Here is a 19439-nt window from a genome sequence, read left to right on the forward strand (position 1 = left end):
GTCCCGGCCCGCCCGGCCCGGGCCCGCCCGGGCCGCGACACCCGCCCGCGGACGCCCGACCTGCGACGACCGGTCCGCGAACCCGGGCCGGGCACGTCCGGCCCGGGGCCGCGCTGAGCGAGAATGGGGCCCTGGCACCGGGAACCCGCCGGCGCCAGGGCCCACGAGCGCGTGCGACCCCCGCCCCCGCGCCGGGGCGGGAGCCCCACCACCGGGAGATGTGAGATGAAGACCGAGCCGACGGCCGCGCCGCCCTGCACCGGCCCGCGCCGGGGCAGGCCCCGCAGCGAGGCCGCCGAGCAGGCGATCTTCGCCGCCGTCGAGGAGCAGATGGCGGCCGGCACCAGCCTGTCCGAGCTGACCATCGAGGGCATCGCCACCGGCGCCGGCGTGGGCAAGGCCACCATCTACCGGCGCTGGCCCAACAAGGAGGCCCTGCTGGTCGACATGGTCAGCAGGATGGAGGAGCCGCTGCCCGAGTCCACCGGCTCGATCCGCGGCGACCTGGTCGCGATGATCGAGTACATGCGGCTGCGCGGGCTCGCCAAGCGCTCCCGCTGGGTGCTCAAGGCGGCGCTCGGCCAGATGCACGGCTGGCCCGAACTGCACGCCGCCTACCGCGAACGGGTGATCGTGCCGCGCCGGGAGGCCGCCCGCGAGGTCATCCGCCGGGGCGTCGCCGGGGGCGAGCTGCGCGCCGACCTCGACGAGGAACTGCTCGCCGACCTGCTGATCGGCCCGATCCTGGCCCGCAGCATCCTGTGGGACGACTCCGACCTGGACGACCCCGAACTCGCCGAGCGGATGGTCGACGCGCTGCTCAAGGGCCTGGCCGGCCCGGCCCTGCGCCCGCCCGTGCCCGCCTGACCGTCCACGGCCCGCCGGGGGAGCCGCCGCAGGGCCGCCGGGGAATCACCGGGGGATCGCCGGGGGATCGCCGGGGGGCCACCGCCCCGGCGCACGTGGCCTGGCTCACCAACCGGGCCACGCCGGAACCCCGGTCCACCGGCCGGACGTCTGTCCCGGCATAGGCTGAGCCGGGAATCCGGCCAAACCCGCACCAGTCCGGCACGCCCTCCCGCCACCCGGCGGAGGCCCGCGCCGGACCGGCCGCGGGCGGCCGGACGGCACGAACGACGGGAGCCACGGCATGGCGCAGGCGGACAGGGCGGACCGGGTGGTCACGGCGGAGGCCGGCGACCCGGGATCCGGCCGGCGCCCCGCGGCCGGACTCCTCGGGGTGCGGCGCTGGGGCCGGGACGCCCGGGGCGCCACCGCCTGGCGGCGCGGCCTGGTGCTCGCCGTCCTCGCCCTGCTCGCCGGCGCCCTGATGGCCTTCCACTCCGAGGTGCCCAACAGCACCGGCAACCTCGGCAGCCTGCTGGAGACCTTCCTGCCCTGGGTGGGCCTGGCCGTGCCGGTGCTGCTCGTCCCCGCTCTGCTGCGCCGCTCCGCCACCGCGCTGCTCGCGCTGCTGGTGCCGACGGTGATCTGGACCAACATGTTCGGCGGCCTGCTCACCGACAAGAGCGGCGGCACCGGCGACTTCACGGTGGTCAGCCACAACGTGGCCGCCCTCAACGCCGACCCGCAGGGCACCGTCCGGATGCTGGAGGAGTCCGGGGCGCAGATCGTCGCGCTCCAGGAGCTGGCCGGCCGGCCGCTGCGCGCCTACGAGTCCGGGCTGGCCGACAGCTACCCGTACCACGCCGTCGAGGGCACCGTCGGGCTCTGGTCCAAGTACCCGATCGGCGACGTCCGGGTGGTGGACATCAAGATGGGCTGGACCAGGGCGTTCCGGGCCGAGGTCAGCACCCCGCAGGGCCCGCTCGCGGTGTACGTCGCACACCTGCCGTCGGTCCGGCTCAAGGCCGAGGGCGGCTTCACCGTCAACCAGCGGGACGTCAGCGCCCAGGCGCTCGGGGACGCGATCCAGGCCGAGCCGGTGAAGAAGGTGCTGCTGCTCGGCGACCTCAACGGCACCATGAACGACCGCAGCCTGGCGCCGGTCACCTCGCAGATGCGCTCGGCCCAGGGCGCGGCCGGCGACGGCTTCGGCTTCAGCTGGCCGGCGTCGTTCCCGATGGCCCGGATCGACCAGATCATGAGCAAGGGCGGGCTGACGCCCACCGATTCGCGGACCCTGGAGCGGGACGGCAGCGACCACCTCGCGGTGGCCGCCACCTACCGCTACCGGTGAGGTCCGCGGACCGGGCGGGCGCCGCCGCTCAGCCCTGGCGCCACCGGTTGGTGATCGGCAGCCGGCGGTCGCGGCCGAAGCCCTTGACCGAGATCTTCGGGCCCGGCGGGTACTGCCGCCGCTTGTACTCGGCGGTGTCCACCAGCCGCACCACCCGGTCCACCACGGCCGGGTCGAAGCCCGCCGCCACGATCGCGTCCCGGCCCTGGTCGCCCTCGACGTACAGGTCGAGGACGGTGTCCAGCAGGTCGTAGTCGGGCAGCGAGTCGGTGTCCTTCTGGTCCGGCCGCAGCTCGGCGGACGGCGGCTTGGAGATGGTGTTCTCCGGGATCGGCGGAACCTCCCCGAGCCGCTCGGCCTCCTCGTTGCGCCAGCGCGCCAGCCGGAAGATCAGCGACTTGTAGACGTCCTTGATCGGGCCGAACGCGCCGACCGAGTCGCCGTACAGGGTGGAGTAGCCGACCGCGAGCTCGCTCTTGTTGCCGGGCGCGAGCACGATGTGCCCCTCCTGGTTGGAGATCGCCATCAGCAGGGTGCCGCGCAGCCGGGACTGCAGGTTCTCCTCGGCCAGGCCGGTCAGCTCGGTGGCCGCCATGTAGGCGTCGAACATCGGGGCGATCGGCACGGTGCGGAAGTTCAGCCCGGTGCGGCGGGCCAGCTCGGCCGCGTCGTCCCGGGAGTGCTGCGAGGAGTAGCGGCTCGGCATCGAGACGCAGTGCACGTTCCCGGCGCCCAGCGCGTCCACCGCGAGGGCGGCCACCAGGGCCGAGTCGATCCCGCCGGACAGGCCGATCAGCACCGAGCGGAAGCCGTTCTTGCGGACGTAGGCCCGGGTGCCGGAGACCAGCGCGGACCAGATCTCCGCCTCGTCGCTCAGCCGCGGGGCCACCTCGGCGCGGACCGGCTCGGCGGGCGCCGGGCCCGGCTCGCCGCCCAGCTCGGCACGGACCAGGTGCAGGCCGTCGGCCAGCAGCAGCCCGTCGGTGTGGTCGCTGCTCGCGGCCGGCAGGTCGAGGTCCAGCACCAGCAGGTGCTCCTCGAACTGCGGCGAGCGGGCCAGCACCTCGCCGTCCGGGGCGACCACGATCGAGTCGCCGTCGAAGACCAGCTCGTCCTGGCCGCCGACCATGTTCACGTACGCGAGCGCGCAGCCCGCCTCGGCGGACCGGCGGCGGACCAGCTCCAGCCGGGCGTCGTCCTTGTTCCGCTCGTACGGCGACCCGTTGATCACCAGCAGCAGGCCGGCCCCGGCCTCGCGGGCGGCGGTCACCCGGCCGCCGTCCTGCCAGATGTCCTCGCAGATCGCCAGCGCGACGTCCACCCCGTGCAGCCGCAGCACCGGCAGCTGGTCACCGGGGACGAACCAGCGGTACTCGTCGAACACGCCGTAGTTCGGCAGGTGGTGCTTGGCGAACCGGGTGACCACCTCGCCCCGGAACAGCACGGCGGCGCAGTTCTGCGGCGAGCCGGCCGGCCGGCCGAACCGCGGCGAGGCCTGGTCGGAGCGGCCGAGGTAGCCCACCACGACGGGCACCTCGCCGAGTCCCTCCGCGGCGAGCCGCGCGGCCAGCTCGACCAGCGCGGCCCGCGACGCCTCGACGAAGGAACGGCGCAGCGCGAGGTCCTCGACCGGGTACCCGGTCAGGGCCATCTCGGGGAACGCGACCAGCTGGGCACCGGCCTCGGCGGCCCGCTTGGTCCAGTGGATCACCTCATCGCTGTTGCGTGCGAGGTCACCGACCCACGGGTCGGTCTGGCAGAGGGCGAGACGGAGATTGGGCATGCCACCGAGTCTAATCGTCGATCTGACGCAATGTCTCGGCCGGGGTCGCCGCTGCCCCCGGGCGCGGTGATCCGCCATGATGGGGAGGGCCGCTCCCGGGCGGTTCCGGGCGTAACACGAACGTAAAGAGCAGAGGTGAGACTGTCCCCATGGGCAAGCAGCAGGAGTTCGTGCTTCGGACGCTCGAAGAGCGTGACATCCGGTTCGTCCGGCTCTGGTTCACCGATGTCCTGGGGTTCCTGAAGTCGGTCGCGGTGGCGCCGGCCGAACTGGAGCAGGCCTTCGAGGAGGGCATCGGCTTCGACGGCTCGGCGATCGAGGGCTTCGCCCGGGTCTACGAGTCCGACATGATCGCCAAGCCGGACCCGACCACCTTCCAGATCCTGCCGTGGCGCTCGGAGACCCCGGGCACCGCCCGGATGTTCTGCGACATCCTGATGCCGGACGGCTCGCCCTCGTACGCCGACCCGCGGTTCGTGCTGAAGCGCACCCTGGAGAAGGCCTCCGCCCAGGGCTTCACCTTCTACACCCACCCCGAGATCGAGTTCTTCCTGCTGAAGAACCTGCCCGGCGACGGCACCCCGCCGATCCCCGCCGACCAGTCCGGCTACTTCGACCACACCCCGCGCGGGGTGGGCCACGACTTCCGCCGCCAGGCGATCACCATGCTGGAGTCGATGGGCATCTCGGTGGAGTTCTCCCACCACGAGGGCGCCCCCGGCCAGCAGGAGATCGACCTGCGGTACGCCGACGCGCTCTCCACCGCCGACAACATCATGACCTTCCGGCTGGTGATGAAGGAGGTCGCGCTGGAGCAGGGCGTCCACGCGAGCTTCATGCCCAAGCCGTTCTCCGACCACCCCGGCTCGGGCATGCACACCCACCTCTCGCTGTTCGAGGGCGACCGCAACGCCTTCCACGAGTCCGGCGCCGAGTACCAGCTCTCCAAGGTCGGCCGCTCCTTCATCGCCGGCCTGCTGCGCCACGCCGCCGAGACCGCCGCCGTCACCAACCAGTGGGTGAACTCCTACAAGCGGATCTGGGGCGGCTCCCAGCGCACCGCCGGCGCCGGCGGCGAGGCCCCGTCCTACATCTGCTGGGGCCACAACAACCGCTCCGCGCTGATCCGCGTCCCGATGTACAAGCCGGGCAAGCAGGGCTCCACCCGCGTCGAGGTCCGCTCCCTCGACACCGGCTGCAACCCCTACCTCGCCTACGCCGTCACCCTGGCCGCCGGCCTCAAGGGCATCGAGGAGGGCTACGAACTCCCGCCCGGCGCCGACGACGACGTCTGGGCCCTCACCGACGCCGAACGCCGCGCCCTCGGCATCCAGCCGATGCCGCAGAACCTCGGCGAGGCCATCGACCTCATGCAGCGCAGCGAACTCGTCGCCGAGACCCTCGGCGAGCACGTCTTCGACTTCTTCCTGCGCAACAAGAAGCAGGAGTGGGAGGAGTACCGCTCCGAGGTCACGCCCTTCGAGCTGCGGAAGAACCTCCAGGTGCTCTGACGGTGCGTCAAGCGGTGGGGGCCGTGCGGGGGGTGTCCCCCGCGCACGGTAATCCGTTAGGCCATTGCGGTTACTCTGCAGCGGTGCGAGCCGGTGCGGGGCGGTGAAGGGGCGTATTCAGAAGATCCGTTTTGCGGATCACCCTGGAGTGTCATGCGTACTCGAATCACCATCCTGGCTCTGTCCGGACTGACCTCGGCCGCCCTCGTGTGGGGTACCGCCTCCGCGGCCTACGCCTCGTCCTCCGTGGACCACCGTGTCGGCGCCGAATCGGCGGAGGCCCAGGGTGAATGGGTCGACGGGCTTCTCCGCCAGGCCGCGGAGGGCCGCGACAGCGCCGTCCACACCTGGACCTTCGACAACCGCGGTGCCCTCCCGGCCGAGGCGACGGTCAGTCACTCCTTCTGGACCGACGGCGCCGACGCGGCGGCCGCCGCCGGGCAGGTCGAGGCGGCCCGGCCGGCGGAGGCGGCGGTCGGGCAGGACGAGGCGGACCGCGGCCGGCCCGCGCCGCGGCCGTCGACGCCGGTCGCCGGCGAGGAGCTGCTCGAAGCGTCGGCCCCCACCGGCAAGCACTGCCACGAGGAGCCCGTCTGCCCCTGCCACCACGGTGACCACGAGGGCCACGGCGGCCACGAGGGTCACGGCGGGAACGGCGGCAACGGAGGGAACGGTGGCAACGGGGGGAGCGGCGGCCAGCAGGCCCAGTCCGAGGAGCAGGCCCAGGCCCAGGAGCAGGCGCAGGCCCAGGAGCAGGCCCAGGGCCAGTCCCAGAGCGGTGAGCAGGCCCAGTCGCAGCACGTCAACGTGACGGTCATCGTGCAGAACCACATCCACAACGACAACAGCGCGAACAACAGCGCCACCAGCAGCGCGAACAACACCTCGCAGAACACGGTGCACAACTCCGCCCAGAACTCGGCGAGCAACACCGCGAGCAACACGGCGAACACCAACCAGTCGGCCTCGCAGAACAACAGCCTCTCCAACGTCAACAAGGCCAAGTTCGGCGAGAAGGATCGGGCGTCCTACAAGCCGTCCCACTCCGGCCACCAGGGCCAGGGCGGCGGTCAGGGCGGCCACGGCCACGAGGGCGGCCAGGGCGGCGGCCACGGCGAGGAGTACGGCGGCCACCACGGGCAGGAGTACGGCGGTCACCACGAGGAGCTGGCCGAGACGGGCAGCGGCGCCTCGCCGGCCCTGCTCGGCCTCTCGGCGGCGCTGGTCGCGGCGGGCGCCGCGGCCGTGCGGGTCGGCCGGGGCCGCCGGTCCGCGTGACCGGGCCCGGCCCGCAGGGCGCCGGGTGAGCGCGTGAGCGGAGGAACGAACGACCGACGGGCGGTGCGCGAGACGGCGCACCGCCCGTCGGTCGTGTGCGGCTCGCGGGTGGGGCGGGCCGCGGGCGCGTACCCTGCTGGAGCGGACGGACGGAGAGGCCGATGGCGGTGGACGAACAGCGGGCCGGAAGCCGGGTCAGCCGGCCGGAGATCAGGCTGGTGCGGCGCGGGTTCACCGATCCGGGGCAGGCGCTGCGGCTGCTCGCCGAACCGGCCCTGGACGGGCTGGCCGCGGACCCGCTGCTGCTCGACGCGCTCGCCGCCACCGCCGACCCCGATCTCGCGCTGCTCGGCCTGTCCCGGCTGCTGGAGGCGGCCGACCCGGTCGAGCGGCAGACCCTGCGGGACACCCTGACCACCTCCAAACCGCTGCGCGACCGGCTGCTCGGCGTGCTCGGCGCCTCCACCGCCCTCGCCGACCACCTGGCCCGGCACCCGCACGACTGGCACGTGCTGGTCACCTTCGAGCTGCGCGACATGCACCCCGGCCCGGAGGACTTCCGCCGCGCGCTCGCCGAGGGCGTCGCCGCCGGCCCCGCCGGCCCCGCCGGCCGCCCGGCCGACGCGCTGCGCGTCGCCTACCGCCGCTGCCTGCTGGCCATCGCCGCCCGCGACCTCACCGGCACCACCGACCTCGCCCAGACCGCCGCCGAACTCGCCGACCTGGCCGGCGCCACCCTGCAGACCGCCCTCGACCTGGCCGCCGCCGAGGACCCGCAGGCCGCCGCGGCCTGCCGGCTCGCCGTCATCGGCATGGGCAAGTGCGGCGGGCGCGAGCTCAACTACGTCTCCGACGTCGACGTCATCTACGTGGCCGAGCCGCGCGAGGGCGTCGACGAGCAGGAGGCGGTCGGGGCCGCCACCCGGCTGGCCGCCGCGCTCACCCGGCTGTGCGCCGACACCACCGGCGAGGGCACCATCTGGCCGGTCGACGCCAATCTGCGCCCCGAGGGCCGCAACGGCCCGCTGGTCCGCACCCTGGCCAGCCACCTCGCGTACTACCAGCGCTGGGCCAAGACCTGGGAGTTCCAGGCGCTGCTCAAGGCCCGCCCGGTGGCCGGCGACCAGGAGCTCGGCGAGGCGTACACCGCCGCGCTGGCGCCGATGGTCTGGCAGGCCGCCGCCCGGGAGAACTTCGTCGCCGACGTGCAGCAGATGCGCCGCCGGGTGGTCGACTCGATCCCCGCCACCGAACTGGACCGCCAGCTCAAGCTCGGCCCCGGCGGGCTGCGCGACGTCGAGTTCTCCGTCCAGCTGCTCCAGCTGGTGCACGGCCGCACCGACGAGGCGCTGCGCAGCGGCAACACCCTGGAGGCGCTGGCCGCGCTCTCCCGCGGCGGGTACGTGGGGCGCGCCGACGCCGCCTCGCTGGACGCCGCCTACCGGTTCCTGCGCTCGCTGGAGCACCGGATCCAGCTGCACCGGCTGCGCCGCACCCATCTGATGCCCACCGGCCAGGAGGACCTGCGCCGGCTCGCCCGCTCGCTCGCCCCGCTGATCAACGACGACACCCGGGCCGACCCGGTCGCCGCCCTCCAGCGGGAGTGGCGCCGGCACGCGGTCGAGGTGCGGCGGCTGCACGAGAAGCTGTTCTACCGGCCGCTGCTGGACGCCGTCGCCGAACTGCCGCCGGGCGCGGCCGGCCTGCGCCCGGAGGCGGCCCGGGCCCGGCTGGAGGCGCTCGGCTACGCCGATCCCGCGGCGGCGCTGCGCCACCTCACCGCGCTCGCCTCCGGGGTCAGCCGCAAGGCCGCCATCCAGCGCACCCTGCTGCCGGTGATGCTCGGCTGGTTCGCCGACTCCGCCGACCCGGACGCGGGGCTGCTCAACTTCCGGCAGGTCTCCGACGCGCTCGGCCGCACCCCCTGGTACCTGCGGCTGCTGCGCGACGAGAGCGCCGCCGCCGAACAGCTGGCCCGGGTGCTGTCGGCCGGCCGGCTCGCCCCCGACCTGCTGCTGCGGGCGCCCGAGGCGGTCGCCGTGCTCGGCGACCCGCAGGGCCTGGTGCCGCGCGGACGGGCCGCCGTGGAGCGGGAGGTGCTGGCCGCCGCCGGCCGGGCCGACTCCACCGCCGCCGCGGTGGCCGCCGTCCGCTCGGTGCGCCGCCGCGAGCTGTTCCGCACCGCCGCCGCCGATGTGCTCGGGCGGCTCGGCGAGGACCCGGCGCAGGCGCTGGACACCGCCGGCGAGGCGCTGACCGCGCTGAACGCCGCCACCCTGCAGGGCGCGCTGCGGGCCTGCGTGGCGGGCTGGGAGGAACGCAACGGCGCGCTGCCGACCAGGATCGCGGTGATCGCGATGGGCCGGTTCGGCGGGCACGAGCTGGGCTACGGCTCGGACGCGGACGTGCTCTTCGTCCACGAGCCGCTGCTCGGCTCGCTGGAGGAGGACGCCGCCCGGGCCGCCCAGGCGGTCTGCCTGGAGCTGCGCGCCCTGCTGGCCGCGCCGTCCACCGAGCCGCCGCTGGAGGTGGACGCCGACCTGCGGCCGGAGGGGCGCAACGGCCCGCTGGTGCGCTCGCTGGCCTCGTACGCGGCGTACTACCGGCGCTGGTCGCACGCCTGGGAGAGCCAGGCACTGCTGCGCGCCGAGCCGGTGGCGGGCGACCCCGGGCTGGGGGAGCGGTTCCGGCAGCTGGTCGACCCGCTGCGCTACCCGGGCACCGGGGTCCCGGAGCGGGACCTGCTGGAGATCCGCCGGATCAAGGCCCGGATCGAGGCGGAGCGGCTGCCGCGCGGCGCCGACCCGACCACCCACACCAAGATCGGTCGGGGCGGGCTGGCGGACGTCGAGTGGACCGTCCAACTGCTCCAGTTGCAGCACGGGCACGGGCTGCCGGGGCTGCGCACCACCCGGACCAGGGCGGCGCTGGCGGCGGCGGCCGGGGCCGGGCTGGTCGGGGCGGAGGACGCGGAGGTGCTGGACGCGGCCTGGGTGCTGGCCTCCCGGGTGCGCTCGGCGGTGATGCTGGTGCGCGGCCGGCCGGGGGACTCCTTCCCGGCGGACGCCCGGGAGCTGGCGGGGGTGGCCCGCTACCTGGGGTACGGGGCCGGGCACAGCGGTGAGCTGGTGGACGACTACCGGCGCACCACCCGGCGGGCCCGGTCGGTGGTGGAGCGGCTGTTCTACGGCTGAGACGGGACGGGACGGGTCGGGGCGGGGCAGCCGGGCACGTCGCGGCAGCGGGGCGACGGACGAGGGGCCCCGGTGATCCGGGGCCCCTCGTCCGCGATGTGCGGGCGCTACCGCCGCGCGCTGGTCACCGCGGGCTCGCTCCACTGCTCCGGGACGGTGACCGGCTCGGCCGGCTCCGCCTCCCGGGCGGGCACCCGGGGGAGGCGGTAGACCCAGGAGTGGTAGAGCCAGCGGGCGGCGAGGAAGCCCACCAGCAGGCAGAGCAGGCCGCCGACGGCGTCCATCCAGAAGTGGTTGGCGGTCGCGACGATCACCACCAGGGTGGCCACCGGGTAGAGCAGGCCGAGCACCCGGACCCAGGTCCGGCGGGCCAGGAAGAAGATGGTCAGACCGCACCACGTCGACCAGCCGATGTGCATCGAGGGCATCGCGGCGAACTGGTTGGAGACGTGGGTGGCCGGGCCGGAGGCCATCGAGCCCCAGGTGCCGTGGGTCTTCACGGTGTCGATGAAGCCGCCGTCGGTCATCAGCCGGGGCGGCGCCAGCGGGAAGAAGTAGAAGCCGACCAGCGCGATCGCCGTGGTCACGAACAGCACCGTGCGGACCGCGACGTAGCGGCCGGGGTGCCAACGGTAGAGCCAGACCAGGACGCCGATGGTCACGATGAAGTGCAGCGTCGCGTAGTAGTAGTTCATCCCGGTGATCAGCCAGCCGACGCTGTCGACCGCGTGGTTGACCGAGCGCTCGACGGCGACGCCGAGGGAGTGTTCGAGGTCCCAGATCCAGCCGGCGTGCTTCTGCGCCACCGACTCCTGCTCGGGGACGGCGTTGCGCACCAGCGAGTAGACCCAGTAGCTGAGACCGATCAGCGCCAGCTCGAACCAGATCCGCGGGCGCGCCGGCGAACGGCGCTGGTCGCGGACGCGGTCGCGCAGGGCGGAGGTACGGGTCTGGGCGGCGCGGGTGGCTCCGTCGGGCATGCGGCCGCCGTTCTGCTGGATCTCGGTCGGTTCCCCCATGGACGAGAAGTCTGCCAGACGTCCCGTAGCCGTCCGCTCATCCTCCGGAAGTGGATTCTTCACCGGCTGTCCCCCTTGAGAGGGAGGGGGTGGCTCCCACCGGGGGAGGGGGTGCGATCGGGTCTGGTGCGGACCGGTGGGACGGGCATACGTCCCATTGTCATGCCGGGAGGGCCGGGTGGCGCAATCGGGGGTGGGGCAGTGGACGGGGGGAACGCACCGTCGTCGCCCGAAACGCTTTCTGCATCTTGCTGGAACATATTGCAGCCCGCTAGCGTCTCGGCAACTTCTCGGCAATCCGACCACCCTCACCCCCGCAAGGGAGCCCCCAGTGGCCGAACTCCCGCCCCGCCGCAGGCGGAGCAACCCCCGCGGACCCGGCCGGACGGCGGTGCTGCTCGCCGTCGCGCTGACCGCCGCCACCCTCGGCACCGCCGGTCCCGCCGCCCTCGCCGCCGCCCCGCCGGCCCCGCCCTCGGACGCCGCGCTCGCGGCCACCGCCGGGCGCCACGACCTCACCCGCGAGCAGTTCTACTTCGTCCTGCCGGACCGCTTCGCCAACGGCGACCGGGGCAACGACACGGGAGGCATCACCGGGACCCGTCTGGACCACGGCCTCGACCCGGCCGACAAGGGCTTCTACCACGGCGGCGATCTCGCCGGGCTGATCCAGCGGCTCGACTACATCCAGGACCTCGGCACCACCGCCATCTGGATGGCGCCGCTCTTCGTCAACAAGCCGGTCCAGGGCAGCGGGGACGACGCCGGCGCCGGCTACCACGGCTACTGGATCACCGACTTCACCCGCATCGACCCGCACTTCGGCACCAACGAGCAGCTGAAGGAGCTGATAGCCAAGGCCCACGCCCGCGGCATCAAGGTCTTCTTCGACGTCATCACCAACCACACCGCCGACGTCATCGACAACCGGCAGCAGCAGTCCGGCTACCGCAGCACCGGCGCCTACCCGGTGCTGGACACCGACGGCAACCCGGTCGACGAGACCGCGCTCGCCGGCACCGGAGCCGCCTGGCCGAAGCTCACCCGGGACTCCTTCCCCTACAGCCCGGTCTTCCGCAAGCCGGCCGACGCCACCGCCAAGACCCCGGCCTGGCTCAACGACCCCGCGCTGTACCACAACCGGGGCGACTCCACCTTCACCGGGGAGTCCGCCACCGAGGGCGACTTCTCCGGCCTCGACGACCTCGACACCCAGAACCCCAAGGTGGTCAAGGGCTTCGAGAAGATCTACCGGCAGTGGGTCGAGGACGCCGGGGTGGACGGCTTCCGGATCGACACCGTCAAGCACGTCAACCTCGCCTTCTGGCAGCAGTGGGCTCCCGCGCTCAAGGACTTCGCCGCCGAGCAGGGCAACAAGAGGTTCTTCATGTTCGGCGAGGTCTACTCCGGCGACCCGGCGGTCACCGCGCCCTACGTCACCAAGGGCAGGCTCCAGGCGACCCTCGACTTCCCGTTCCAGAACGCCGCCCGCTCCTACGCCTCCCAGGGCGGCCCGGCGCGCGCCCTCGCCGACCTCTACGCCCAGGACCACCGCTACACCACCGCCGCCACCGACGCCTACGAGCTGCCCACCTTCCTCGGCAACCACGACATGGGCCGGTTCGGCTCCTTCCTGCTCGCCGACAACCCGGGCGCCGACGAGGCCACCCTGCTGAAGAAGGACCGGCTCGGCAACGAGCTGATGTTCCTCACCCGCGGCCAGCCCGTCGTGTACTACGGCGACGAGCAGGGCTTCACCGGCGCCGGAGGCGACAAGGACGCCCGGCAGGACCTCTTCGCCTCGCAGACCCCCTCCTACAACACCGACCGGGTGCTCGGCGGCACCGCCGGCTCCGCCGACCGCTACGGCGAGGACGGCGAGCCGTACCGGGTGGTCGCGGCCCTCGCGAAGCTGCGCCGCGACCACCCGGCGCTCGCCGACGGCGCCCAGATCGAGCGCTACGCCGCCGACGGGCCGGGCGTCTACGCCTTCTCCCGGATCGACGCGGCCCAGCAGGTCGAGTACCTGGTCGCGGTCAACAACGCCACCGAGGCGAAGACCGTCACCCTGGACACCTTCTCGGCCGGCCTGGCCTTCGACCGGATCTACCCGGCCGCGGGGGAGCGGGCCACCAGCGGCGCCGACCGCAAGGTCACCGTCACCGTGCCCGCGCTCTCCTCGGCCGTGCTCAGGGCCGCCGGCAGGACGGCCACCGCCGCGGGAGCGCCCGCGATCACCCTCGGGGCACCCGCCGAGGGCTCCACCGGGACCGTCACCGTCCGCGCGGACGTCCCCGGCGGCGGCTTCGGCCGGGTCACCTTCGCCGCCCAGGTCGGCGACCGGCCCTGGCAGGTGCTCGGCACCTCCGACACCGGACGCTACGCCGTCACCCAGGACCTCGCCGGCGTCGCCCCCGGCACGCCGGTGCGCTACAAGGCCGTGGTCCAGGACGCCGCCGGCCGGCTGGGCTCCGCCACCGGCGGCTTCACCACCGGCACCCCCGCGCCCCAGCCGGTGCCCACCGCCGCCACCCGCCCCTACGCGGTCGTCCACTACCAGCGCGAGGACGGCGACTACGACGGCTGGAACCTCTACGCCTGGGGCGACCTCGCCGACGGCGAGAGCACCCCGTGGCCGGCCGGCCACCCGTTCACCGGCCGGGACGCCTACGGGGCCTTCGCCTACGTGAAGCTCAAGCCCGGCGCCTCGGACGTCGGCTTCGTCGTCGAGAAGAACGGGGTCAAGGACGTCGACGCCGACCGTCACCTCGACGTCGGTACCACCGGCGAGGTCTGGGTGAAGGAGGGCGACCCCACCGTCCGCACCACCAACCCCGGCCCGGTGAACACGCAGCCCGCCGGCACCGCCGTCCTCCACTACAACCGGGCCGACGGCGACTACGACGGCTGGGGCCTGCACACCTGGACCGGCGCGGCCACCCCCACCGACTGGGGCAAGCCGCTCCTGCCGGTGCGCCGCGACGCCTTCGGCGCCGTCTTCGAGGTGCCGCTCGCCGCCGGGGCGGGCAGCCTCGCCTACATCCTGCACCGCGGCAACGACAAGGACCTGCCCGAGGACCAGTCCCTCGACCTCTCCGCCGACGGCCGCGAGGTCTGGCTCCTCGGCGGCCGCCCCGGCCACCTGCTGCCGCAGACCGCCACCGCCTCCTCCCAGCTGGACCCCGGTACCGCCAAGGCGCAGTGGATCGACGCGCGGACCGTCGTCGTTCCGCCGGGGTACGGCGCCGGGGACGCCGCGTTGGCCGCCGGCACCAGCGCCCAGCTGGTGTACGACCCGGCCGGCGGCATCCGCGCCGAGAACGGCGTGCTCAGCAAGCCCGGCCGGTGGATCCGGCTGGAGCCCGTCCGGGGCGGGCTGAGCGACGCCCAGCGGAGCGCGTACCCGCACCTGGCCGGCTACCGCGCCTTCACCGTCGACCCGCGCGACGCCGCCCGGGTGCCCGCCGCGCTGCGCGGCCAGCTGCTCTTCACCGAGCACCTGCCCAACGGCGCCGTGCTGGCCGCCACCGGCGTGCAGCTGCCCGGGGTGCTCGACGACCTGTACGCCCGCCGCACCGGCCGGGTCGACTTCGGCCCCGCGTACTACCGGGGCAAGGTCGCGCTCTCGCTCTGGGCGCCGACCGCGCAGGAGGTCTCCGTCCAGGTCTTCGACACCGCCGCAGGCGGCACCCCGCGGACCCTGCCGCTCAAGCGCGACGACGAGACCGGCGTCTGGGAGGTGGTCCGCGACAAGGCGGAGCTCGACGGCCGGTACTACCTGTACCAGGTGAAGGTCTGGGCGCCGTCCGTCCAGCAGGTGGTGGTCAACACCGTCACCGACCCCTACTCCGTCGCGCTCTCCACCGACTCCCGGCGCAGCCTGGTCGCCGACCTCTCCGCGACGGGGCTGAAGCCGCCGGGCTGGGAGGACCACACCGTGCCGCCGGCCGTCCCGCTCGGCCGGGAGCAGATCCAGGAGCTGCACGTCCGTGACTTCTCGGTCGCCGACGACACCGTGCCCGCCGCCGAGCGCGGCAGCTACCTGGCCTTCACCGAGTCCGGCTCGGCGGGCATGCAGCACCTGCGCGAACTCGCCGGGGCCGGGGTCACCACCGTCCACCTGCTGCCGGTCTTCGACCTCGCGACCGTCCGGGAGAACCGGGCCGAGCAGAAGCTGCCCGCCTGCGACCTCGCCGCACTGGCCGCCGACAGCGACCGGCAGCAGGAGTGCGTGGCCGCCGTCGCCGCCGAGGACGCCTACAACTGGGGCTACGACCCGCTGCACTACACCGTGCCGGAGGGCTCGTACGCCACCGACCCCGAGGGGACCGCGCGCACCGTGCAGTTCCGGCGGATGGTGCAGGCGATCCACGCGGCGGGCCTGCGGGTGGTGCTCGACGTCGTCTACAACCACACCGCCGCCGCCGGCCAGGACGGCCACTCGGTGCTGGACCGGGTGGTGCCCGGCTACTACCAGCGGCTGGACGCCGACGGCAGGGTGACCACCGACAGCTGCTGCGCCGACACCGCGCCCGAGCACGCCATGATGAACCGCCTGGTGGTCGACTCGGTCACCACCTGGGCGCGCGAGTACAAGGTGGACGGCTTCCGCTTCGACCTCATGGGCCTGGACCCGAAGTCCACCATGCTCGACGTGCAGGCCGCGCTGCGCCGGATGACCCCGGACTCGGACGGCGTGGACGGGAGGAACGTCCTGCTCTACGGCGAGGGCTGGAACTTCGGCACGGTCGCGAACGGCGCCCGGTTCGAGCAGGCCACCCAGCTGACCATGGCGGGCACCGGCATCGCCACCTTCGACGACCGGCTGCGGGACGCCGCCCGCGGCGGTGACTTCCAGCTCTCCTCGGCGCCCCGGCAGGGCTTCGCCTCGGGCCTGTTCACCGACCCGAACGGCTCGCCCGCCAACGGCACGCCGCAGGAGCAGCGGGCCCGGCTGCTGCGGCAGATGGACCAGCTCAAGGTGGGGCTGACCGGCAACCTGGCCGGCTACTCCTTCACCGACAGCTCCGGACGGACCGTCACCGGCAAGGACGTCGACTACAACGGCGCCCCGACCGGCTACGCGGCCCGGCCCGGCGAGGCCCTCGCGTACGTGGACGCGCACGACAACGCCGACCTGTTCGACGCGCTCGCGTACAAGCTGCCGGCCGGTACCGCGCCCGCCGACCGGGCCCGGATGCAGGTGCTGGCGCTGTCGCTGACCGCGCTCTCCCAGGGGCCGGGCTTCGCCCAGGCGGGCAGTGACCTGCTGCGCTCCAAGTCGCTGGACGCCAACTCCTTCGACTCCGGGGACTGGTTCAACGCCATCCACTGGGACCCGGCGCAGGGCAACGGCTGGGGGCGGGGCCTGCCGCCGGCGGCGGACAACCGGGAGATGTGGCCCGCCGCGAAGGGCCTGCTGGCGGATCCGCGGCTGACCGTCGGCGCCGGTGACATCCGGGCGGCGAGCGCGCGGTACCAGGACCTGCTGCGGATCAAGGGCTCCTCGCCGCTGTTCGCGCTGCCCACCCTGGCGGCCGTCCAGCAGCGGCTCTCCTACCCGCTGTCCGGCACCTCCGGCGAACTGCCCGGGGTGATCACCCTGCACCTCGACGGCGCCGGGCTGCCGGGCGCGGAGAAGGGCGTCACGGTGGTGTTCAACGCCACGCCGGACGCGCAGGGCCAGCGCGTCCCCGGGCTCGCCGGGACGGCTCAGGCGCTGCACCCGGTGCAGGCGCGGGGCGCCGACCCGGTGGTGAAGCAGGCCGGCTTCGACGCCGCGACCGGCACCTTCACCGTGCCGGGCCGCACCGTGGCGGTGTTCGTGCAGCGCTGACGGGGCGTCGCCGTCCGGGCCCCGTGCCGCCTCCGGCGGTGCGGGGCCCGGACTGTTTCGAGCCGCTTCCGGTTCCATTCAATGAATGGAGTTGTCCGAAAACCGACCATGGCACGGCCGGAAAGGTGACGTGCCGCGCCCGTCCGGCGCTGTCCGCCGCCGTTCGGGCCGGGTGCGGGCCCTGAGCGCTGGTCAGTGCCCGCCGGAGGTGATCAAACCTTTTCGGCGGTAGTGAAAACGATCTTCAGAAGTTCTTACCGCCGTAACACCGCCGCCCTCCTGACGGATGTACGGGCCGGTAGCTAATCGGCCAATCCATGGCATGCATCTGTCATTAACGGCTCGTTTGCTGCCACGATTCCTCCGGCTGCAGACGAGGGGACCCCACCCCCCGGTGCAGCTGTCCCAGGTGAGGAACAGCGCGTCCCCTGCCGGAAAACGCCCGACCACCTCGCTCCGCAACCGCACCCGCGCCGCGTATCGGCGGCGGGGGCCCCCACTGAGCCGCAACCCTGCGGCCAGGTTCTCTCCACCGCCGCGAACCCCGTGGCGGTCGGAAAAGGAGTCCGCATGTCCCGTTACGCCCACGCCCGGAAGGCAGCGGTTGTCATGGCCGCAACCACTGCGTTGCTGGTGACCGGCATCCCGGTCATCGCGCAGGCGGTCACCCCTGACGCGCCGGCGGCCGTCGCCGCGCAGCAGGCCGGCCGGGCCGAGCTGATCGCCTCCGCGAACCAGCAGACCGCCGGCCTCGCCCAGACCCTGGGCCTGACCGGTGACGAGAAGCTGGTCACCAAGGACGTCGTCCAGGACGCCAACGGCGCCCGCCACCTGCGCTACGAGCGCACCTACGCCGGCCTGCCGGTGCTCGGCGGCGACCTGATCGTCCACCAGGACGCCACCGGCGCCACCACGGGCGTGACCAAGGCCAGCGAGGCCGTGCTGAGCGGCGTCACCACCACGCCGAAGCTCGCCGCGCCGAAGGCCCAGGAGGCCGCGCTGGCCTCCGAGTCCGGCTCCGCGCTCGACACCGCCCCGCGCCTGGTCGTCTGGGCCGCCGACGGGACCCCGAAGCTCGCCTGGGAGACCGTCGTCTCCGGCAAGCAGGAGAACGGCACCCCGAGCCGCCTCAAGGTCGTCACCGACGCCGCCACCGGCGCCGTGCTCAGCAAGGTCGAGGGCATCAAGACCGGCACCGGCAACGGAGTCTTCGTCGGCACCGTGCCGCTGACCACCACCCAGAGCGGGTCCTCGTACCAGCTCAAGGACGGCACCCGCGGCGGTCAGTACACCACCGACATGGGCAACCGGACCTCCGGCAACGGCACGCTGTTCTCGAAGTCCACCGACTCCTGGGGCAACGGCTCGGCCGGCAACCGCGAGTCCGCCGCGGTCGACGCCCAGTACGGCGCCGCCGCCACCTGGGACTTCTACAAGAACACCTTCGGCCGCAGCGGCATCCGCAACGACGGCGTCGGCGCCTTCAGCCGGGTCCACTACGACACCGGCTACGTCAACGCCTTCTGGGACGACGGCTGCTTCTGCATGACCTACGGCGACGGCGACGGCGACACCCACCCGCTGACCGAGCTGGACGTGGCCGGCCACGAGATGAGCCACGGCGTCACCTCCGCCACCGCCAACCTCAACTACTCCGGCGAGTCCGGCGGTCTGAACGAGGCCACCTCGGACATCTTCGGCAACGCGGTCGAGTTCTACGCCAACCTGCCGAAGGACAACCCGGACTACCTGGTCGGCGAGCTCATCGACATCAACGGCAACGGCACGCCGCTGCGTTACATGGACAAGCCCTCCAAGGACGGCCGCTCGGCCGACTCCTGGTACTCGGGCGTCGGCAACCTGGACGTGCACTACTCGTCCGGTGTCGCCAACCACTTCTTCTACCTGCTGGCCGAGGGCAGCGGCGCCAAGGTGATCAACGGCGTCAGCTACAACAGCCCGACCGCCAACAACGTCACCGTCACCGGCATCGGCCGGGACAAGGCGTTGCAGATCTGGTACAAGGCGCTGACCTCGTACATGACCTCCACCACCAACTACGCCGCGGCGCGCACCGCGACGGAGAACGCCGCCAAGGACCTCTACGGCGCGGGCAGCCCCGAGGTGATCGCGGTCGGCACCGCCTGGGCGGGCGTCAACGTCGGCACCGTGCCCCCGAACCCGGGCGGCGTCACCGTCACCAACCCGGGCAACCAGAGCACCAAGGCCGGCACCGCGGTCAACCTCGCGATCAAGGCGAGCGGCGGCACCGGCGCGCTGACCTACTCGGCCACCGGCCTGCCGGCCGGGCTGTCGATCAACGCCTCCACCGGCGTGATCACCGGCACCCCGACCACCATCGGCAGCTCCAGCGTCACCGTGACGGCCAAGGACTCGGCGGGCAAGACCGGGACCACCAGCTTCACCTGGGCGGTCACGGACCCCAACACCAGCTGCACCCCGGCGCAGCTGCTCGGCAACGCCGGCTTCGAGACGGGCACGGCCACGCCGTGGACCGCCTCCAGCGGTGTGGTCGACAACTCGTCCTCGCAGGCGGCGCACGGCGGTTCGTGGAAGGCCTGGCTGAACGGCTACGGCTCGACCCACACCGACACGCT

The 19439-nt window shown here is 73.5% G+C and carries 9 protein-coding genes; 7 read left to right on the plus strand and 2 right to left on the minus strand.

Going from position 1 to position 19439, the window contains the following annotated elements:
• Positions 1-225: 225 nt before the first annotated feature.
• On the plus strand, positions 226-867 hold the full coding sequence (locus ACFXAM_RS29680; RefSeq protein WP_380295863.1) for a TetR/AcrR family transcriptional regulator: 642 nt from the start codon (positions 226-228) through the stop codon (positions 865-867).
• A gap of 283 nt (positions 868-1150) precedes the next feature.
• The gene (locus ACFXAM_RS29685; RefSeq protein ID WP_380295865.1) at positions 1151-2200 is read left to right on the plus strand and encodes an endonuclease/exonuclease/phosphatase family protein; all 1050 of its coding nucleotides are present in this window, start codon (positions 1151-1153) and stop codon (positions 2198-2200) included.
• Between the two features lie 28 nt (positions 2201-2228).
• Here ACFXAM_RS29685 and ACFXAM_RS29690 read toward each other — a convergent pair whose 3' ends face one another.
• Positions 2229-3983, minus strand: coding sequence for an NAD+ synthase (locus tag ACFXAM_RS29690; RefSeq protein WP_380295867.1), 1755 nt, complete (start codon positions 3981-3983; stop codon positions 2229-2231).
• Between the two features lie 149 nt (positions 3984-4132).
• Between ACFXAM_RS29690 and ACFXAM_RS29695 the strand changes: the two genes are divergently transcribed.
• The 3 genes from ACFXAM_RS29695 to ACFXAM_RS29705 all read left to right on the plus strand — a co-directional run bounded on the left by ACFXAM_RS29695 (position 4133) and on the right by ACFXAM_RS29705 (position 9966).
• Entirely contained in the window at positions 4133-5494 is a 1362-nt protein-coding gene (locus tag ACFXAM_RS29695; protein ID WP_376150213.1) for a glutamine synthetase family protein, read from the plus strand.
• A 153-nt stretch (positions 5495-5647) separates the two neighbouring features.
• Entirely contained in the window at positions 5648-6772 is a 1125-nt protein-coding gene (locus tag ACFXAM_RS29700; RefSeq protein WP_380295869.1) for a hypothetical protein, read from the plus strand.
• Positions 6773-6933: 161 nt separating this feature from the next.
• Complete coding sequence (locus tag ACFXAM_RS29705) at positions 6934-9966, plus strand: bifunctional [glutamine synthetase] adenylyltransferase/[glutamine synthetase]-adenylyl-L-tyrosine phosphorylase (protein WP_380295871.1); 3033 nt, start codon at positions 6934-6936, stop codon at positions 9964-9966.
• A gap of 107 nt (positions 9967-10073) precedes the next feature.
• Here the strand turns inward: ACFXAM_RS29705 and ACFXAM_RS29710 are convergent, their stop codons facing one another.
• On the minus strand, positions 10074-10985 hold the full coding sequence (locus tag ACFXAM_RS29710; protein WP_380295873.1) for a phosphatase PAP2 family protein: 912 nt from the start codon (positions 10983-10985) through the stop codon (positions 10074-10076).
• Between the two features lie 331 nt (positions 10986-11316).
• Between ACFXAM_RS29710 and pulA the strand changes: the two genes are divergently transcribed.
• Positions 11317-16821, plus strand: a complete 5505-nt coding sequence (pulA, locus tag ACFXAM_RS29715; protein ID WP_380295875.1) for a pullulanase-type alpha-1,6-glucosidase — start codon at positions 11317-11319, stop codon at positions 16819-16821.
• A gap of 609 nt (positions 16822-17430) precedes the next feature.
• Positions 17431-19439: M4 family metallopeptidase (locus ACFXAM_RS29720; protein ID WP_380295876.1), on the plus strand; the 2009-nt coding region annotated here is incomplete at its 3' end.

Origin of the sequence: Kitasatospora sp. NPDC059462, from assembly GCF_042749955.1 — a bacterium.
In the GTDB taxonomy this organism is placed as follows: domain Bacteria; phylum Actinomycetota; class Actinomycetes; order Streptomycetales; family Streptomycetaceae; genus Kitasatospora.